Source organism: Corynebacterium casei LMG S-19264 (genome assembly GCF_000550785.1).
GTDB classification, from domain to species: Bacteria; Actinomycetota; Actinomycetes; order Mycobacteriales; family Mycobacteriaceae; genus Corynebacterium; species Corynebacterium casei.
This window is the reverse complement of the sequence record NZ_CP004350.1, coordinates 2569591-2586051: the sequence shown is the minus strand read 5'-3', so window position 1 is coordinate 2586051 and position 16461 is coordinate 2569591. Positions and strand designations below refer to the sequence as shown.

The 16461-nt window shown below is 65.4% G+C and carries 19 protein-coding genes; 5 read left to right on the top strand and 14 right to left on the bottom strand.

From position 1 onward, the window contains the following. Window positions 1–7: 7 nt before the first annotated feature. A complete protein-coding gene (locus CCASEI_RS11795; RefSeq protein WP_196776663.1) occupies window positions 8–535 on the bottom strand; it encodes a hypothetical protein in 528 nt (175 codons plus the stop codon). A 10-nt stretch (window positions 536–545) separates the two neighbouring features. On the opposite strand from CCASEI_RS11795, the gene CCASEI_RS15630 reads away from it, so the two are divergent. Together CCASEI_RS15630 and CCASEI_RS15095 are read left to right on the top strand one after the other, a co-directional pair. Then, window positions 546–680 carry a hypothetical protein gene (locus tag CCASEI_RS15630; protein ID WP_009881998.1) on the top strand — a complete coding sequence of 45 codons (135 nt, stop codon included), beginning with the start codon at window positions 546–548 and terminating at the stop codon, window positions 678–680. Window positions 681–702: 22 nt separating this feature from the next. Continuing rightward, window positions 703–1170: a hypothetical protein gene (locus tag CCASEI_RS15095; protein WP_155894841.1), complete on the top strand. Its 468-nt coding sequence runs from the start codon at window positions 703–705 to the stop codon at window positions 1168–1170. A 214-nt stretch (window positions 1171–1384) separates the two neighbouring features. Here the strand turns inward: CCASEI_RS15095 and CCASEI_RS11785 are convergent, their stop codons facing one another. The 7 genes from CCASEI_RS11785 to CCASEI_RS11750 form a co-directional block, all read right to left on the bottom strand. Next, window positions 1385–2146, bottom strand: coding sequence for a class I SAM-dependent methyltransferase (locus CCASEI_RS11785; RefSeq protein ID WP_009882001.1), 762 nt, complete (start codon window positions 2144–2146; stop codon window positions 1385–1387). 82 nt (window positions 2147–2228) lie between these two features. Then, window positions 2229–3323, bottom strand: a complete 1095-nt coding sequence (locus CCASEI_RS11780) for a DNA alkylation repair protein (RefSeq protein ID WP_009882003.1) — start codon at window positions 3321–3323, stop codon at window positions 2229–2231. 459 nt (window positions 3324–3782) lie between these two features. Further along, on the bottom strand, window positions 3783–5156 hold the full coding sequence (locus CCASEI_RS11770) for an MFS transporter (RefSeq protein ID WP_009882004.1): 1374 nt from the start codon (window positions 5154–5156) through the stop codon (window positions 3783–3785). Between the two features lie 213 nt (window positions 5157–5369). Next, window positions 5370–6119 carry a DDE-type integrase/transposase/recombinase gene (locus tag CCASEI_RS11765; RefSeq protein ID WP_169731183.1) on the bottom strand — a complete coding sequence of 250 codons (750 nt, stop codon included), beginning with the start codon at window positions 6117–6119 and terminating at the stop codon, window positions 5370–5372. Window positions 6120–6388: 269 nt separating this feature from the next. Continuing rightward, on the bottom strand, window positions 6389–6835 hold the full coding sequence (locus CCASEI_RS11760) for a hypothetical protein (RefSeq protein ID WP_025388078.1): 447 nt from the start codon (window positions 6833–6835) through the stop codon (window positions 6389–6391). Between the two features lie 20 nt (window positions 6836–6855). Further along, window positions 6856–7413, bottom strand: coding sequence for a formyltransferase family protein (locus tag CCASEI_RS11755; RefSeq protein ID WP_196776662.1), 558 nt, complete (start codon window positions 7411–7413; stop codon window positions 6856–6858). Then, window positions 7410–8291 (bottom strand): ThiF family adenylyltransferase, encoded by an 882-nt coding sequence (locus CCASEI_RS11750; RefSeq protein ID WP_205751068.1) that lies wholly within the window; start codon window positions 8289–8291, stop codon window positions 7410–7412. Before CCASEI_RS11750 ends, CCASEI_RS11755 begins: the two co-directional genes overlap by 4 nt. A 38-nt stretch (window positions 8292–8329) precedes the next feature. Here CCASEI_RS11750 and CCASEI_RS11745 point away from each other — a divergent pair, with 38 nt between their 5' ends. Then, window positions 8330–9085 carry a helix-turn-helix domain-containing protein gene (locus CCASEI_RS11745; RefSeq protein ID WP_225868402.1) on the top strand — a complete coding sequence of 252 codons (756 nt, stop codon included), beginning with the start codon at window positions 8330–8332 and terminating at the stop codon, window positions 9083–9085. A gap of 109 nt (window positions 9086–9194) precedes the next feature. Here CCASEI_RS11745 and CCASEI_RS11740 read toward each other — a convergent pair whose 3' ends face one another. From CCASEI_RS11740 to CCASEI_RS11715, 6 genes are all read right to left on the bottom strand, one after another. After that, entirely contained in the window at window positions 9195–10679 is a 1485-nt protein-coding gene (locus CCASEI_RS11740; protein WP_009882008.1) for an ATP-binding protein, read from the bottom strand. Further along, window positions 10676–11530 (bottom strand): hypothetical protein, encoded by an 855-nt coding sequence (locus tag CCASEI_RS11735; RefSeq protein WP_009882009.1) that lies wholly within the window; start codon window positions 11528–11530, stop codon window positions 10676–10678. The genes CCASEI_RS11740 and CCASEI_RS11735 overlap by 4 nt, the downstream gene beginning before the upstream one ends. Before the next feature lie 79 nt (window positions 11531–11609). After that, window positions 11610–13076 carry a PrgI family protein gene (locus CCASEI_RS11730; RefSeq protein ID WP_009882010.1) on the bottom strand — a complete coding sequence of 489 codons (1467 nt, stop codon included), beginning with the start codon at window positions 13074–13076 and terminating at the stop codon, window positions 11610–11612. Window positions 13077–13082: 6 nt separating this feature from the next. Then, on the bottom strand, window positions 13083–14471 hold the full coding sequence (locus CCASEI_RS11725; RefSeq protein WP_196776661.1) for a conjugal transfer protein TrbL: 1389 nt from the start codon (window positions 14469–14471) through the stop codon (window positions 13083–13085). Between the two features lie 103 nt (window positions 14472–14574). Then, complete coding sequence (locus CCASEI_RS11720) at window positions 14575–14844, bottom strand: DUF6112 family protein (protein WP_009882012.1); 270 nt, start codon at window positions 14842–14844, stop codon at window positions 14575–14577. Window positions 14845–14976: 132 nt separating this feature from the next. After that, the gene (locus tag CCASEI_RS11715) at window positions 14977–15243 is read right to left on the bottom strand and encodes a DUF6112 family protein (RefSeq protein WP_025388076.1); all 267 of its coding nucleotides are present in this window, start codon (window positions 15241–15243) and stop codon (window positions 14977–14979) included. A 291-nt stretch (window positions 15244–15534) separates the two neighbouring features. Here CCASEI_RS11715 and CCASEI_RS11710 point away from each other — a divergent pair, with 291 nt between their 5' ends. Next, window positions 15535–15993 (top strand): lipocalin-like domain-containing protein, encoded by a 459-nt coding sequence (locus CCASEI_RS11710; RefSeq protein ID WP_009882014.1) that lies wholly within the window; start codon window positions 15535–15537, stop codon window positions 15991–15993. Next, complete coding sequence (locus tag CCASEI_RS11705; protein WP_009882015.1) at window positions 15977–16459, top strand: winged helix-turn-helix transcriptional regulator; 483 nt, start codon at window positions 15977–15979, stop codon at window positions 16457–16459. Before CCASEI_RS11710 ends, CCASEI_RS11705 begins: the two co-directional genes overlap by 17 nt. Window positions 16460–16461: the final 2 nt, after the last annotated feature.

Below are 16461 nucleotides of genomic sequence, written 5' to 3'. Positions count from 1 at the left end.
GGGGAGCTCACGAGATCTCCCGCACGACCAGCGCCTTCGAGGTGCGCCCGAGCAAGATGACCTCGCTGATGCCCAGGCCCTCGATGAGGTCGCGGTCGAGCTGGACCCGAGCGTCCCCGGTCTCGGTGGCCTCGACCTGGCCGGTGACCACGGCCACGGCGAGGGCCTCACCGGGTGCGAATCCCATCCGCGTCGCCGTGACCTCCACCGTCTCGGCCTGCCCGACATGGGCCGGTGCCGCGACCTCCTGCCCGTCGTCCTCGCGGGTGGTCTCCACGGCGGGGTCGGCCTCGGCGTCGGGGTCGAGGGGGTCCGGGGCGGGGGTGCGGCGGATGATGGCCGGGACGATGTCGGTGAAGGCGGTCCCGTCGTTCTCGTGGACTTCGACCCGCACCGGGAACGCGCGGTCGTTCGAGGCGAGGTCGATGATCTGCGGGAACGCACCGCGTCGCCACACTCCGGGATCGGGTGGGGGCGGCAGGGGCGTCTCGTCGACCGTGACGGTGATCGTCCCGTCATCGTTGACGTTCAGCATGACGGTGGGCATGGACACCGGGGGCAGGCTGGGGCTGGGATTCTTGCTCATGCAGGCAGGTGCACGCCGGCGCGACCAGGGCCCCACCGAAGCCGCATTCGGAACCGTGGCGGGCAGCAATCAGGCCCGCCAGGAAGAGTCCTGACGGGCCTGCGCGGTTAGAGGCGGTGGCTGGGCGGGGCGGGGCCGGGTCCGGCGCGGCCAGTGGCATCGAAGGATTCCGTCCGGAGGGTCTGGGCCCGCACCGACTGCGCCCAAGCGCGGGCGTGGTCGATAAGCTGGTCGACGTCGGCGGCTTGGACCCTGCCGCTGGCGTGCGTGCTCCACTGATAATCACCGGCCGGCTGGCGGGTTCTTTCTTCGGCCTTCCAGGACCAGGAGGTCGGCAGCCGGTCGGGATCGGACCAGTCCGTGCCGGTGTAGTGCTCCTCGATGGCGAAGCGGGCATGACTCTCGCCATCTGGGTAGAGGACGAAATGCCCGGCTCCGAACGTCTCGGGGTCTTCGTCTTCGAGGTCGATGAACCGGGAGTAGTCGCGTTTGATCTGCTCCAGTCCCGTACTGAGCCGTTTCATGTATCCGGTCAGGCGTTCCCGGTCTGCATCGTAGGTCGGGCTTGGGATGGCCTCATCTGAGGGGGCGGAGCTAGGGTTGATTATCTCTAGGGGCACATCTTCTTGACTGAAGTTCATGCCTCTCAGGTGCGTCCGCCCGCCTTGTCCGCTGGGGTCCACTGTTGTTAGGAATCCTGGCAGATCGTCGCGACTCCTGAAGTCGCGGGGCGATACTGCTCACCGCGGTTGAGGGTACCCTGGAACTGCCCGGTCCTGGCGAACCCGCGCCTGTGTCCTACGCCGCTGGCCGTCTGGCTTCGATGAGGTGGCGGGTGGAGTGGGCGATGAACGGGCCGTCCTGCTGGATCAGGTCGTGGAGGTCGCAGAGACGATCGTGGTACTTCTCCACGGTGAAGCCGGGCACCCACCAGATCACCTTGCGCAGCAGATACACCATGGACGCGACATCATGGATCTCGATGCGCAGCCTCGACGTCTTCACGTCGACGATCTCCAGGCCCGCGGCCTGGGCTGCGGCGGTCTCGTCGTCGGGGTGGCGTCCTCGCCGCGCAGCCGGTTGCGGGCCGAGGAAGAACTCGAACAGCTCGAACACGCTCGCCGGCCCGACGTGCTGGGCGAAGTAGGTGCCACCGGGGCGGAGGATCTGGGCGATCTCCTCCCACCAGATCGTGGCCGGGTGCCTGCTGGTGACCAGGTCGAACGCCTCGTCTGCGAACGGTAGCGGGGGTTCGTCCGGATCGGCCACCACGACCACACCGCGGGGATGTAGCAGGCGGGTGGCTTTCGCGACGTTTGGCAACCAGGATTCGGTCGCGACCGCAGTGGTGGGAAACGTCTTGGCTTCGGCGAGGACTTCACCGCCGCCGGTCTGGATATCCAGCGACGCCGTGGCCCTGCTGAGCCGGTCGGCAAGCTGCCGTGCATAGCCCCAGGGCGGGCGCTCCTCAGCGGCCCGCCCCTCCAGCCAGGAGAAATCCCACCCAGACACGTCGGCGCAGGCCCCGGCTTCGATCAGGGAATCGAACGTGTTAGCCATGGGGCACATTGTTTCAGACAACGCGGCAACCTGAGCGCGATCACCACCGCTCTTCGACGAACTGGAACCAGCGGGTACGGGGTCAGGATGAGACCTCGTCTTCGGTGATCTCGATGATCGTTCCATCCAGGATGCGTCCGTTGACCTGCACCTCGATCCGGTGCGGGCCGGGATGGATCGTGCGCACCGAGACGTGCCCGAACCGGTGCTCGCGTGAGAAACGCGCCGGCTGGCCCGCCGGCAGATCGCGCACGGTCAGCTTGAACACCTTGCCCGACTTCGGGCCGCGAGCCCCCTGGTAGTGAATCACGTAGTCGATGGCCGCTCTCGTGGCTTCTTCGGCTTGCAGGGTGAAGCTGATCGTGACCGCATCGCCGATCGCGATGCTCGCCGGCGTGCAGGTGAAGTCAGTGATCTCGATCACCGCGTCCGGATCGAACCCGAGGATCTCCATCGCCTCTGGGCGCCCGCGCTTGATGAGCGTGCGCAGGCCATGACGCACTACGAAGTCACCCTGCGTGGTGCTGGCCGCCCACCGTCTGGCGGTCTCGAGGACGAGGTCGGGGTGGTCTTTGGCGATGTCGTTGAGATGGTTCGCCACCGACCGGCGCACATACAACGACTCGTCATCCACGAGAGCATCCAGCAGCTCCAATGTGGGTGTGGGATCGGCGATGAATCCGGCGAGGCGCCTGCCCCAGGGCAGCCGCGGACGGGTGCCCTCGGAGACGAGCCGGCGCACGTGCTCGTCCGGGTCACGCGTCCACGCCCGCAGGTACCCCATCGTGGTTTCGTACTGGGCGTCGATGAACGGGCGGATCGCGAACTCCGCCGTGTACCGGGAGGTCAAGGCCGCCAGTAGCGGCAGACCGATATCGGGTCGGTCCAGCATCGTCTGAGCAATGTAGGCGTTAACGGCCATCGATGCCCAGTCCTGGAGACCTCCGCGATCGAGGGCGCCGCGAATCATCCGGTCGGCGTCCTCGGGCGAGGGCGGCGTTGTTTTCGTGAGAGCGCAGGCGATCCAGTCCAGCCGGGCCATCAGCTCACGCTCATCGAGACCATCAATCGCGAGCTGTTCGAACGTTGCCCGCTCGAATGATGCCGAAGCACCAGCGAGTTCACTGCCGAGACGTTCGATGAGGCCCGGAGAGAGTTCCTCCTTGAAATCCGCCAATGCGCTTTACCTCTCTTTGGCACGGCCACAATTCCCCTGATGACTGCCGACTGGCCCTCGTTCTTGCGGCCCTCTGCTCGCTGGTTGGACGGGTCTACGGACGAGTGCTGCTCGTTCATGAGACCTCACCGCGCGCTATCGGCCCTAGTCTGCCGGAGAACCTCGCACGCGCGGCGGAGGCGCGCTTGACAGAGCACGCCAGGTTACAGGGAGACGAGGACGATGCTGATCAGAAGGGTTCGTGAAGCTTAGAACTGAGATCGTCTGACCGGGATGGGGTTCTCAATTATCCGCGAAGCCCTTCACAATCTTCGCCGGACTTCCAGGTGCGGTTGCTTCGTCTGGGTTTCCGCATCTGAATCTTACGCCTCATGTTTGTTTTATCTATCGCGGCAAGATCCGCAGTCATTTCAAAGTGGCAATCAGCGTGTCCCGGCGTTGCCGGTGTGACTGCTCAGATCATCCAGTGGGCGTGTTCGACGCCTGCTCGCGAGTGGTCAGAAGGGCCAGCACCACCAGTGCGGCCGCCACAGCGAATACTGCGCTGGCCGTTGCGACTGCCTGGTGGAAGCCGGGGAGAAAACCGTTGGTGCCTGCGATCATGGCACCGAGCACCGCTATGCCGAAGATGCTCCCGGTCTGGCGGGCTGCGTTGATGACGCCACCGGCCACACCAGTGTGCGAGGGTGGAGCCGCCGCCACGGCAGCGGAAGTAGCGGCGGGCATGGTGAATGCCATACCGAATCCTGCGATGAAGGACAGGACAGCGATCAGCGGGTAGGGCGTAGTCGCGTTCAGAACGATCAGGCTTCCGAAACCCACTGTTCCGATGAGCAGTCCGATCAGCATCGTCGGGAATGGTCCGATACGGGCGGCAACACGCCCTCCCAATGGGGAGGCGATGACCGCACTGCAAGCTTGGGGTGCCAGTGCTAGACCGGCGATGAGCGGGTCGTATCCACGGTACGTCTGGAAGTACAGCGACAGCACGAACAACTGGCCGAAGAAGCTGACGTTGAGTGCGAAACCGACGAGGGCTGCGACCGTGAAGCGAGGTTTTCGGAACAGCACGATGGGCAGCATCGGATCGGGATGGCGACGCTCAACCCAGACGAACACGAGGACGAGGACAACGCCGAATAGGAGCAAGCCCAGCCGGACGGGGCTCCACCCCTGCTCACCTGAGGTGATGACAGAGTAGGTGATCGCCACGAGTGCGGCGATGGAGATCACCTGGCCAGCGGGATCGAGCCGCCGAGTTCGGTCATGCGCCGAGGCGCCGATGCTGCGCATCGTCAGCCAGCAGCCAAACGCGATGATCGGCACGTTGACCCAAAAAACCGCCTGCCAACCGATCGCGGAAACCAGTAGTCCGCCGAAGACTGGACCACAGGCGGAGGCAATACCGCCGGCTCCACCCCAGAGTCCAATGGCCTTCGAGCGTTCGGCCGGGTCCGGGTAGACCGTTGCCAGCAGCGCGAGCGATCCGGGTACGACTGCCGCAGCGCCGATGCCTTGGAGGGCCCGGGCGATGATGAGCGCTGGCCCGGTCGGCGCCAGAGCGCAGGCAATGGAGAGAACTCCGAAGGCGACGAGCCCGAGGATGTAGACCTTGCGCGCACCAATCCGGTCGCAGGCGGCACCGGCAGTCAGCAACAGTGCGGCGAACACGAGCGTGTAGGAGTCGACGACCCATTGCAGGGTCGCCACCTGCGTGTTCAAGGACGCCGCCATGTCGGGCAGTGCCACGTTGACGATGGTGGTGTCGAGCATGACGATGAAGAATCCCAGCACGACGGCCACCAGCGCACCGGTTTTTCGCTGTGTGTTCACTGTGCTCCTCTCTGCGCCGTTACGGTCCGGGTCTCTGCTGGGTCAGGCTGTGGTCAGTACGCGCTGGGGCGGCGCACCGTAGTAGGTCCGCAGACTTAGGTCTTGCGGCCAGGACCGGTACGTTCGTGCATGGAGTGTGGGCAACACCAGATCGAACAGCCGCCATGAGGCACCGAAGTGCGAGGCGCGCCCTGTCAAGCTGTTTGGAGTCACTCACGCTGCTAGCGTGTCTATCTCTCGATGGTTGATCCCGACGACCTCGGCTGGTGCCGGGGTCGTCGGTGGTTTCGCGAACCGTTCCGGATGCTGCGCGTAATACTTGGCCAGAGTGTCCTGTCGTTTCTCCCATACTGTGTTCCAGGACCCGTCTTGGACCTGGTCCGGGGTGAAGTGAGCGATCCCGGAGTGACGATGCTCAGTATTGTACCACTGCACATGCGCACCGACATAGTCTCGAGCATCATCAAGGTCATCAAACACGACGGGATACGCCGGCCGATACTTCATCGTGCGAAACGCTGACTCCGAATACGGGTTGTCATTAGACACATACGGTCGGTTATGCGTTGTCTCAGTGCCATGAACGGCCAGGACTTCTTTCAACACCGCGGACTTCATCGCCGCTCCAGAATCGGCATGCACGAACTCCGGGGCACCATATCTCGTGATAGCGTCTTCGAACATCTCCACTGCAAGGTCATCGGACTCGCGGTGCTCGACCCGATATCCCACGATCTTGCGGGAGAAGATATCAATGATCGAGTACACCTTGAACACGACGTGTGCCCAGACCGACTTCACATCAGTGATGTCCCATGACCACACTTGCCCCGGCTTGGTCGCCACCAGCACCGGTATCTCACGGGGCTGCCTTGTGCCCTTGCGCGTGGCGACCTGCGGCCGTTTGGTCTGATCCTCCAGATCGGCAGCGATGCGCCACCATGTGCGTTGGGACGCGACCATGATCCCGTCGTCCCAGGCCCGCGCGAATGCATGATCAACCGAGTGATCATCGGCCCACCCTGCTTCGATGAGTGTCTTAATCTGCTGTTTCGCTTCAGCATCGATGCGGTTCGGATAGGCCCGGTCCCGATGCGCCACCGGCTCAGCCGTAGTCTGGCGCGGGTTGAGCCGGTAATGCCACGTAGACCGTGACAGGCCCACGACGTCAAGAACTCGGCGCTGTGACAGGCCAGACTCGACGAGGTCGAACACGAGGGTGTTCTCCATGGTCAGGAATTCTTCGGACTCGACTGTTCCTCGTCCGCGTCGGGCTCTGACACGTTCCTGCTGTGCAAGAGCCCGATAGCTTTTCCCAAGCTGTTCGCCGTCTCTTCCAGCCTGCGGATCTCCTCACCTTGGGACGCCAGTTCCTTCTCCTTCGCGGCCAGAGCCGCCTCCTTGACCGCGAGTTCCTTCATCAGGGCTTTCTCACGGTCCGAGGTCAATTCCTCGGTCATCTTCTTCCGCCGTGCCGCATAGGTCATAGGGTCATTGTTCCGCGGGACGAGTCCGCGGTCGAGGTCGCCGGTAACGAGAGCTCGTATCCACGTGTACAGCTGCTTTCGCGTGAACGGTTGAGCATCGACCCATTTGCCCTTCTGTCCGAAGGGGATCTGGTCGTACTGAACCAGGAAAGACCGGATCTCTGCCACGCTGTATCCAGTAGTGATGGTCATGGTTAGTGTTCCTCTCAGTGTCAGACTGAGTGACTCACAACCAGCCTGACAGAGAGGGAGGCACGGACTTCATCAGGCGTCTCGTCCCCGCGCAGGCTCAGCAGCTGCTGAGCGATGAGAGGCCCGTCGTCGAGGCCCGCGCTCATGCGGATTGCCGAGACTCCTCCCTGGGCCTCGTGGTTCTGAGCCATCCAGTAATAAGGGGCCAGTCCTGCATAGCGTGGCAGCGGGCTCGGATGGAAATTGAGGATGTCCACAGCGGGCACGTCCCTCAGCTCGCGTCCGACCTGCAGTTGGTAGTTCGCCACGATGATGTAGTCCGGAGCCAGCGCGCGCATCGCCTCCACGATTTCGGAAGCATTGGGGTTCTCGGGCTGATACACGTCGACGCCGTTCTGGCGAGCCTCGGTAGCGACATCGACCTGCACGTCATCGTCGAGGTAGTAGTCGCAGAGAACGCCGGGCGCCCGTGTGACGACCGCTGCCAGGTTGCTTCGCTCGTCAGCGAGGAGACGGTGCAGAAACTCATAGCCGAACAGTGAGTTGGTCTCGGTGATGAGGACGAATCGTGTGTTCACTGTGCCCACCACGCCTTCTCCACCAGCTTCGCCCGCCACGTCAGGGTGTCGAAGAGGGCGTACCCAGGCTGCACGGGAAGCGGCACCCGGCCGGGCAGGTCCATGATCTCTTGGGCCAAGCGTTCGACAAGGACACCTTCGGCCAACGGGGGGCAGGCTCCGAAAATCGGCATGGTCTGGTTCTTCACAAACCATTCGTCCAGGGTCTTCTCCGACGGGAAGTCCTGGTACTCGGGCATGATCCGTTCCATCAGCCGCCGTGTGACCTCCGGCGTGAATTCGGCGTCCTCGGGAAGGTCATAGACCTCTTCGATCGGCATCGAGTCTTTCGTATAGGTGAAGATGATCGTCGAATGAGCCACTGTCGGGATCTTGAACATGAACTTGCACCGATCCGAGGCGCGGAACGCTCGATGCAGGGCATACCGGTTCTTGATCTGGAAGAATTCCATCTGGTCCATGACATAGTCGCACCCGTCCATGAATTCCTCGGCCGAGTCCGGAGTGATACCTTCAGGAAACACATCGATGTTGACATCGCCTGTGAGGTCGTAAACCTGCTCAGCGACCACTTCGGCCTTGTTCCGACCAATCGTGTCGCGTCCGGCACCGTACTGCCGCTGCACGTTCGTGAGATCGAAATGGTCGGGATCGGCCAGCTTCAGATTTAGTGCTCCCATGCGCACCAAACGGGCGGCAACTGCGCCACCGATGCCTCCGGTGCCAACGACCCCGATCACAGAGTCGCGGAGTCTTTCCTGCCTGGCGCGCTGCTCCTCGGTGGTGTCGCCGAGCCAGCCGAGGTTGCGATTGACCCTCTCCCAGTAGAAGTCGTCGTCGTAGGTGCCACGGTACTGCGGACGTCCCGTACTCATCATTCCTCCTCTGAATACGACAGATGCGATGGCATTGAGTCTTGTCCAGGAACTGTTCGGTGGTTGCCGAACAGACAGGGGCTCATACTGGAGGGATGGACACGCGCACGTTTCCCGAGGCTCTTCCGGATATCTCCCGGACCGCCGCCGCGCTGGCCGACGCTTCACGCGCAGCGATGTGCTCCGCTCTGATGGATGGGCGTGCATGGACGGTCGGCGAGCTGGCGAACTACTGTGGCCTCGCGCGTTCGACCGCCTCGGAACACGTGGACCTTCTCACCGAGCGGGGGCTCGTCCTCGACATCCGCCAAGGCCGGCATCGTTACGTCCGCCTTGCTGGTAGCGACATCGCCCGCGTCATTGAGAGTCTTGGTATCGTTGCGCAGTCGAAGTTCGACACCGCCCACAGTCTTCGGGCCTCCTCCGCCACCGACCGCGCCCGGGCTGGACGCACGTGCTATAAGCACCTCGCGGGTCGCCTCGGTGTCGCACTCGCAGAACAGCTTCACGATAGAGACTGCCTGAACGAAATGTGGGAGCCCACCGCCGCCGGTCGTGAGCTGCTGGCCGCGTGGGGGCTTCCGCACGCGCAGTCGGTGACTGCCACTCCATGCATGGACTCAACCGAGAGACGTTTCCACCTGGCCGGACCGCTCGGAAAAGAACTGTGCTCGGTATTCTTCGACAAGGGATGGATTGAACGTCTCGGTGCCACCCGAGCGGTGCGTTTAACCGATGCAGGCACGACAGCACTTGCGGACTCTGGTATTCGGCTGCTGACCGCTGTCGCATCCTGAGGCCCAGAGCATAACAACTACTATTTAGTCTCGATCGCGACGGTCCAAAGGTGTCGACTGCCTGTGGAAACCAAAGCGTCGGCGAAGCTTGTGGACCAGGACGGTGCTTTCAGACTTTCCCGGCCGCGCGAGCGCTGGTATCCCACAGATCCATCTCGGCGGGGTGGAGTTGGTGTTGCGTGACAAAGGATCTCGAGGCGATCTTCCACAGCCCCTGCCCAACACTCAGGGTCGGCAATAAGGACTCTTCGGTGCCGGTCAGGCCCAGGGCCTTGGCGGTGGAGCCGAGCTGGTCGGCTTCCTGCCGGTAGATCACGCGGGTCTCGGCGTTGGCCAGCAGGGAGGCCGCGATCGAACGCATCGCCGATCCTTGATCGCCGACGGCTTCCAGGTCCGAGATCCGGTGAAAGAGCATGAGGTTGGCGATCCCGTAATGGCGGGCCAGCCGCCAGTGCGAGTCCATCCGCCGCAGCAGCGGGGGGTGGCTCATCATCCGCCACGCCTCGTCATAGACGCACCACCGCTGACCGCCGCGCGGGTCCAACAGGGCCGCCTCCATCCAGGCCGACGAGCAGGTCATGAGCACGCTCATCAGCGTGTTGTTCTCCGTCACCCGGGACAGGTCCAGGCTGATCATCGGCAGCGTAGGGTCGAACATCTCGGTCGAGGGACCGTCGAAAAGTCCCGCGAGATCCCCGACCACGAGCCGACGCAGGGCATGGCCGGCGATCCTGCCGTCTTCGGTCAAACGTCCGTCGGCATCGTCGGAAGGGTTGAGGATGTGCTCGACGACCATCGGCAAGATCGGCGTGTCGTTCTCCCGCACCGTCGCGGCCAGGGCCGTGTCGATCGCGGTGTGCTCCAGCGGCGTCAGCGGCCGGGTCAGCACGGTCTCCGTCAGTGCTCCGATCAGGTCTCGGCGGCGGGAGGCGACCGTGGAGGACCACTCGGCATCGGTCATGCCGCTGGGCCGGTAGCCCTCATCAAGGGGATTGAGCCGACTCGGCAGCCCGTGGCCCAGCGCGATGGCGCGCCCGCCCACGGCTTGGGCGACCCGGGTGTGCTCACCCTTGGGATCACCGGGCACGTACACGCGCCGTCCGAACGGCAGACTTCTGGTGTAGAGGCTCTTGGCCAGGGCCGACTTGCCCGAGCCGACGATGCCGGCGACCACGACGTTCGGGGCGGTGATCACGCCGCGGGCGTAGAGCACCCACGGGTCATAGACAAAGCTGGCCCCCGAGTAGAGGTCCTGACCGATGAACACGCCTTCACTGCCCAGGCCCCCTTCGGCCAAGAAGGGATAGGCCGCGGCCAGGCTGGCGGTGGTGTCCTGATGCCGCGGCAACCGGAACCGGCCCGGGGTGCGCAGCGCTGCCGGCCCCGGCTCCCCGGAGGCCGGCAGGTACGCCCGGGCACGGCGTTCGGCGCGTTCGGCCTCGGCGCGTGCCTTCGCTGCGGCCATGTGCTGGCGGTTCTGCTTGGCCTGGATCGCGGTGGCCGCGGCCCGGCGAGCCTTGCGGGAGCGGCGCCGTTCAGAGGCAGGGGCGACCAGCACGGAGGTGTGCAGTCGCTCGTCGTCGTCCCGGCTCATCGTCCCAGCCCTCGGCTGTCCTTGACCGCGGCGACACCGGGGTGTTCGAACCATGAGCTGTCCCGGCGCGACGACTGCGTCGCCCCAGAAGACGGTGGAGCAGGGCTCTGCCCGGCAGGTGCCTGGCGCGGGGCCGGCTTGATCACCGGGCGCGGGAAGCCCGGCACATGACTGTGGTCCGGCACTGCGGGGGCGGCGGGTGTGTCGAGGGCGTCGTCCGGGTCCGGGGTGAAGGTCCGGTAGAGGCCGACGTGGCCGAGGTCGCGGTTGTAGACCATCATGTAGCCCTCACCGGAGGCGGTGTGGTCCAAGGCCCGTATCGGCGGGGTGGTGTAGACGTAGCCGTTGGTCAGAGCGGCGTCGGTGGTCTCGGCACCGGCGTCGAAGGCCTGCAGGTGATCGATCGCGGCGTCTTCGCCTTCGTCGTCGATGATCTCGATGACCTCATCGGCGTCCTGGCCTTGGAGGAAGACGACGTTTAGCCACTGCGGGTCCGGTTCCGGGGACGGCTGCCAGGCGATGAGGTGGGCGTGGGTGCCGGCCCGGTCCAGGCGAGCTTCGACGTCATCGATGAGGGTGACAGCCTCATCGAGCGCGTCGGCGGCGGCGAAGGCATGGGCCTCACCGGTCTTGAAGTCCCCGGCATCGGTGCTGGCCCGGTCGATGTAGTACACGTGCGTCTGCGCCAGGACCTCGAGGGTTTCGCGCAGGCGCCGGGTGGTGGCCAGCAGGTCCCCAACGATGCCGGGCATCGTCTCGGGACGGGAGATGGCGTGGATGGCGTGGGCCAGACCGCGTGTGGCCTCGGCGGTCTCGGCGGCATCACGGGCGGGATCGGAGTAGGTCGGCATGATCAGCTCTCCTGAGTCGAAGGTGGACGCTCCGGCTGCAGGGCGGGAGCGGAGATAGCACGGAGGTGCACGCGAAGGGTCAGACCCGACGGCACAGGGGCAGGGCCGCGGCGGTGAAGGCGCGGGCCTGTTGTCCGACCAGGCGGCGGGTCTCACAGGAGGCCTGGATCGCAGCTTGTTCGAGTGCGGCCAGGTCTCGGTCGAGGTCATCGAGGGTTTCGGCCGAGACGGAGATCAGGCCCGTGTAGCGCACGACGCCGTGGCCGGCGGTCAGATCGGCCTCTTGCTGGAGCACGTCCTGGAATTCGGCGCTGTGCCCGGCGTCTTCGATCTGCCCGATCCGGGCGCGCTGGGTCCGGTCGGAGATGTACTCGACCTTCTTCTTGCGGATATCTCTCGCGGCCTGATCGGTGCGCAGCGGGGTGCAGATCAACGAGAACGCCCGCTGGATACCGGTCGAGAGCAGCACAGGTGAGAGGAACCCGGGGTGGACCATCGCCCGGGGCCACTCGCTGATCCACAGCACCGCGTGGAACGCGGAGTCGGTGCGCAGGTGCCCCCACCGTTCAGTCACAGCGACCGGGCCGGCGGTGGCCAGGTCCTGGCCGATCTCGCCGTGGCGTTCCAGGGTCGCAGCGATGGCCGGGTCGTAGGCCGAGCGCAGGATCACCGCGATCTGGCCGGTGCTCAGCCAGTCGGTGAAGGACAGGTCGGCTGCCCGTAGCGCTGAGGCGAGGGTGGACATGTCCTGGCGGAGGATGTTCGCCGCCCCGCGCAGGCCGCCGCCGGCGGTGCGGATCTGGCGGGCGGCGTGCTTCATGTCCAGGCTCAGACTCAGCGTGGTCGCATGCCTCTCCCCGGCAGGGCCTGCCCGGTCGATGAGCTCGGCGTAGGTCGTCGCCGCCCACGAGCCGTCGTCGCTGCCGTGGGCGGACCACCATTCGGCCAGGCCCTGCCCGGAGTCGGGCAGGGTGCGCTCCAAGACTTGGAGCTGACTGATCCGGCCCGAGCGGCAGATCGTGGCCAGCACACGACCCCAGGATTCGACGCGGCGGTTCTGCTCGACCGGGTCCAGTAACACGAACGCCGGATGAGAGAGTTCGATCATCACCGTCAGCGTCGCGGCCGTGGGGTCGTGGATCATGCCGGCCCCGGTCTCGGGATCGGAATACTCCCGCAGTCGGGCGGCATCACCGGGCAGGGCAAGGGTGCCTGCCGGGCGGGGCATGACGATCCGGCGCCGGTAGATCAGCTGGCCCATGCTGGCCCGCCACACCCACCAGCCGGCGATCGGCACCCACTCCACCGCGGGGCGACCGCTGATGGGGATCCAGGTCATCGCCGCACCGAGGATCCAGATCGGTGATGTGAGCAGGAACAGCGCCCCGCCGCCGCCGTAGAAGGAGCCGACCAGGCTCACCCCGGCGATGCCGAGGGTGACCAGCTGGGAGGCCGAGAGCCCGAGCAGGATGCCCCGACGGGTCAGGCGGCTGAACTTCGCCGGGACCAGGGCGGTCCCGGACTCCGTGGAGGTTTCCGTGGACATGAGGGACTACTCCTTCCCACTCGTCGGGCCTGAGGGCTTCGGACCCTGCCGATTCGGGCCCTGCTTGGGCGCGGACGGTTTCGGTGAGGACGTGTCCGGCGGCGACTTCGGCACCGGCGAGGACGCCGGGGCGGCGTTCGGGGCCGGGGTATCGACCGGGGCCGGTGTCGAGGTCGTGGTGTCCTGGGAGGGCTTCTCGGCGCCCTCGGTTGCCGTCTCTGCCTGTCCGGCCAGGGCTTGGCCTGCTTCGGGGCCGGCGGTGGCGGCCTTCTTCGCGACCGCGGCACCAGCCACGACCGCTGCGGCCGGCCCGGCCGCAGCTGCGCCGGCCCCGGCACCCGCGCCCGCTCCAGCGCCCGCGCTGCCGGCTCCAGCACTTCCGGCCGAACCAGCACCCGCCGACCCCGCACTTGCACTGGAGGCACCGGAGCCACCGGTGCCACCGCCGGGACCAAGAGTGGCGGCCTGGCTCGAGCTGTTGCCGGACTTCTTCCCCCCGCCTCCGCCGTCGCCGCCTTTGTCGGACTTTCCGTCGAGGACCTTGTTCGGGCTGTTGCCCTGCGGCTTGCCCGGTGTCGGCATCGGCCGGTTCAGTGCCGATTTCGCTTCCTGCTCGGAGCCCATCGAGTTGTAGAGGTCGAAGCCGATGAAAGACAGGAATCTGTAGGTGAGATAGGGCGCGAACCCGGCGAGCGCCATGAGCACGATTCCGGCGAGAGGATCGGCGACCGAGGCCAGATCCGCCTCGATCGGTGCTGAGACCTGGGTGACGGCCACGAGCAGGATGATGACCAGGACGAGCTTGCTGAAGATCAACGCGAGGACGAACATCGACCATTTGCCGATCCAGCCGCGACTGGCATCCCAGGAGGCCCCGGCGAACGCGAACGGGGCCAGGACCACGGCGACCAGCAGCAGTGCTTTGCGGATGAGCAGGCTCAGCCACACGATCGCGGCCGCGGAGATCGCGAGGCCGCCGAGGAAGATCGAGATGATCGCGCCGACTCCCGGCGCGGTGATGTTCAGGGTGGCCAGCGCGGCGACCAGGCCGGTGATCTTCGCGCCCATCGACTCGGTGGTCTCGCCGGCGGCTTGGATGATGCCGATGCACAGCTGATCGACGATCTCGAGCAGTAGGGCGGTCAGGGTGAGCACGACGAAGGATCCGAGTACGCTCTTGGCCAGTCCGAAGGCTGCGCGGGAGAGCGCGCCGGGTTCTCGGCGGATCATCCCGGTGATCAGTTGCAGGCAGAAGAAGATCAGCATCACGAAGATCGCGATGCCGAAGATCAAGTTGAAGACCTCGACGTATTCGCCGCTGGTGACATCGACCAGGGTCGTGGTGTCGAAGATCTTCCAGACGGACTCGAACATCCATTCCGCGGCCGCGCCCATGCCCGCGGCCAGCCACTCGAATGGTGCTGATACGAGGCTGGCCGCGGCTTCCCCTGCGGTGTCGCAGACCGAGGAGAGGACAGGTACGTCGCAGAAGCCCATCTCAGATGCCCTGCCCGACGTCCCAGAAGAAGTTCACCAGGGTGACTGCGGCCCCCGACAGGACGGCTGCGGCACAGCTGATGAGGACACCGATTTTGCCCCTGCCCGCGAGGTTCGGGTTGCTCGAGTTGGAGCCGTACGCCCAGACAATCGCGGAGATAATCAGGGCGAGCACGGACAGGATCAGCGCCACGGTCATCACGGCGCCGACGATCTCGCGCAGCTGTTCGATGCCGGGGAGTCCGGAGTCATTGGGGTCAATGTTGATCACGACAGACGCTCCTTCATGCAGAGTCGTTGGGTGCTTGTCTGCGGCAAGGTGCACGGGCGTTGTCGTGGCATGAAGAAGCGCCCATCCGGTATCTGGATGGGCGCTCGGGTCGTTCGTGGAGTGGGGCGGGGATCAGAGCTGTTCGCCGAGGTTGACCAGCCAGTTCAGCCATCCGGTGGCCGCTCCAGCGAGGATCGCGCCGCCGAGGGAGACGAGCACGCCGATGCGGCCTTTGGCGGCGAGGCTGTAGTTGCCGGTGCTCGCAGCGATCGCCCAGATGATCGCGGAGACGAGGACCATGAGCACGGCGATGATCAGCGCGGCCATGAGCAAGGCACCGGCGACCTCCATGAGATCACCGATGCCGCTCATGCCCTCGAAATCGGGAAAAACATCCATGCCCCCAGGTGCACAGGCACCGGGTGGGGCGCCAGCCGCCGATTCGCGTCAACGTCGGGCACGGAGCATTACCTCGGTGGAAGCCCACGCACGTGAAACCGGGCATCGAATGCGACTGACCTGGTGGGTCGAGGGTTCACGGTGCGATCAAGAGACGAATGCATCTGATGTAACTTCGGACCTTTACCGGCAGGGTCGGATGATCGAAGTGCCCGAATGGCCTGCTCGCTTGGGTCCTCATGCCGTCCAGGTGGGTTGGCCGTCGCGTGCCATCGGATGTAGGCTTGCTTTATGCAAGCCAGTGAAGAATCAGTGAAGGACGCCGTCGTCGGCGTGTGGACGTTCGGCTCCTACGAGACGAAGGACATCGACGGTAGCGACGTGGCCTACCCGCTCGGGGAGCACGCGACCGGGATGATCATGTACACCGCTGACGGGTACATGTCGGTGCAGATTGGCGCCGCTGGCCGCCCGGCGTATGCGGACGGGGCCCTGCACGGCGGCACGGACGCTGAACGCGCCGCTGCCGCGGCCGGCTACCTCGCCTATACCGGCACTTACAGCGTGGACGTAGACGTGATCACCCATCACCCGGTCGCGAGCCTGTTCCCGAACTGGGAGGGCAGCGACGTGCCCCGCCGGGCCACGATCCAGAACGACACGTTGAGCCTGGACCTGCTGGAACCCATCCAGCAGGACGGCCAGGCCCGCACCGGAACGCTGAGGTGGCATCGTGCCTCTGCGCTCTGACTGGTCGCACGATGCCTGCTCGATCGCCCGCGGCGTCCAAGCCGTCGGTGACCCCTGGGTGCTGCTGATCCTGCGCGAACTGGTGAACGGACAGACACGGTTCGACGCCCTACGCGAAAGACTCGGTATCGCGGACAACACACTCGCAGCACGGTTGAAGTCCATGACCGAAGCCGGGCTCGTCACCCGGCATCCCTACCACGATGGGCGCCGCACCCGTTACGAGTACCAGCCCACCGAGGCCGCGAAGGACGCGCTGCCGATCCTGCACGCCTTCTCGCTGTGGGCCGGCAAGCACGCCACCGGCGATGCCGACCGGGAGATCGAGATCGTCTGCCGCGCCTGCGGTACCCACAGCACCATGGGTGAGAGGTGCAGCGCCTGCGGAAGTCAGCTCACCGTGGCGACCACGGCATGGATTCGCCCGTCGAGCACCGACCGCACACCGGTACCCCTGGCCGGATAGCC

Excerpts from the sequence above, each read along its gene's own strand:
- CCASEI_RS11760 (WP_025388078.1), bottom strand. The coding sequence starts at position 6,835 with ATGACCATCACTACTGGATACAGCGTGGCAGAGATCCGGTCTTTCCTG.
- CCASEI_RS11730 (WP_009882010.1), bottom strand. The coding sequence starts at position 13,076 with ATGTCCACGGAAACCTCCACGGAGTCCGGGACCGCCCTGGTCCCGGCG.
- CCASEI_RS11715 (WP_025388076.1), bottom strand. The coding sequence starts at position 15,243 with ATGGATGTTTTTCCCGATTTCGAGGGCATGAGCGGCATCGGTGATCTC.
- CCASEI_RS15630 (WP_009881998.1), top strand. The coding sequence starts at position 546 with ATGGACACCGGGGGCAGGCTGGGGCTGGGATTCTTGCTCATGCAGGCA.
- CCASEI_RS11785 (WP_009882001.1), bottom strand. The coding sequence starts at position 2,146 with ATGGCTAACACGTTCGATTCCCTGATCGAAGCCGGGGCCTGCGCCGAC.
- CCASEI_RS11710 (WP_009882014.1), top strand. The coding sequence starts at position 15,535 with ATGCAAGCCAGTGAAGAATCAGTGAAGGACGCCGTCGTCGGCGTGTGG.
- CCASEI_RS11795 (WP_196776663.1), bottom strand. The coding sequence starts at position 535 with ATGCTGAACGTCAACGATGACGGGACGATCACCGTCACGGTCGACGAG.
- CCASEI_RS11725 (WP_196776661.1), bottom strand. The coding sequence starts at position 14,471 with ATGGGCGCGGCCGCGGAATGGATGTTCGAGTCCGTCTGGAAGATCTTC.
- CCASEI_RS11750 (WP_205751068.1), bottom strand. The coding sequence starts at position 8,291 with ATGATGAGTACGGGACGTCCGCAGTACCGTGGCACCTACGACGACGAC.
- CCASEI_RS11740 (WP_009882008.1), bottom strand. The coding sequence starts at position 10,679 with ATGAGCCGGGACGACGACGAGCGACTGCACACCTCCGTGCTGGTCGCC.
- CCASEI_RS11765 (WP_169731183.1), bottom strand. The coding sequence starts at position 6,119 with ATGGTCGCGTCCCAACGCACATGGTGGCGCATCGCTGCCGATCTGGAG.
- CCASEI_RS11735 (WP_009882009.1), bottom strand. The coding sequence starts at position 11,530 with ATGCCGACCTACTCCGATCCCGCCCGTGATGCCGCCGAGACCGCCGAG.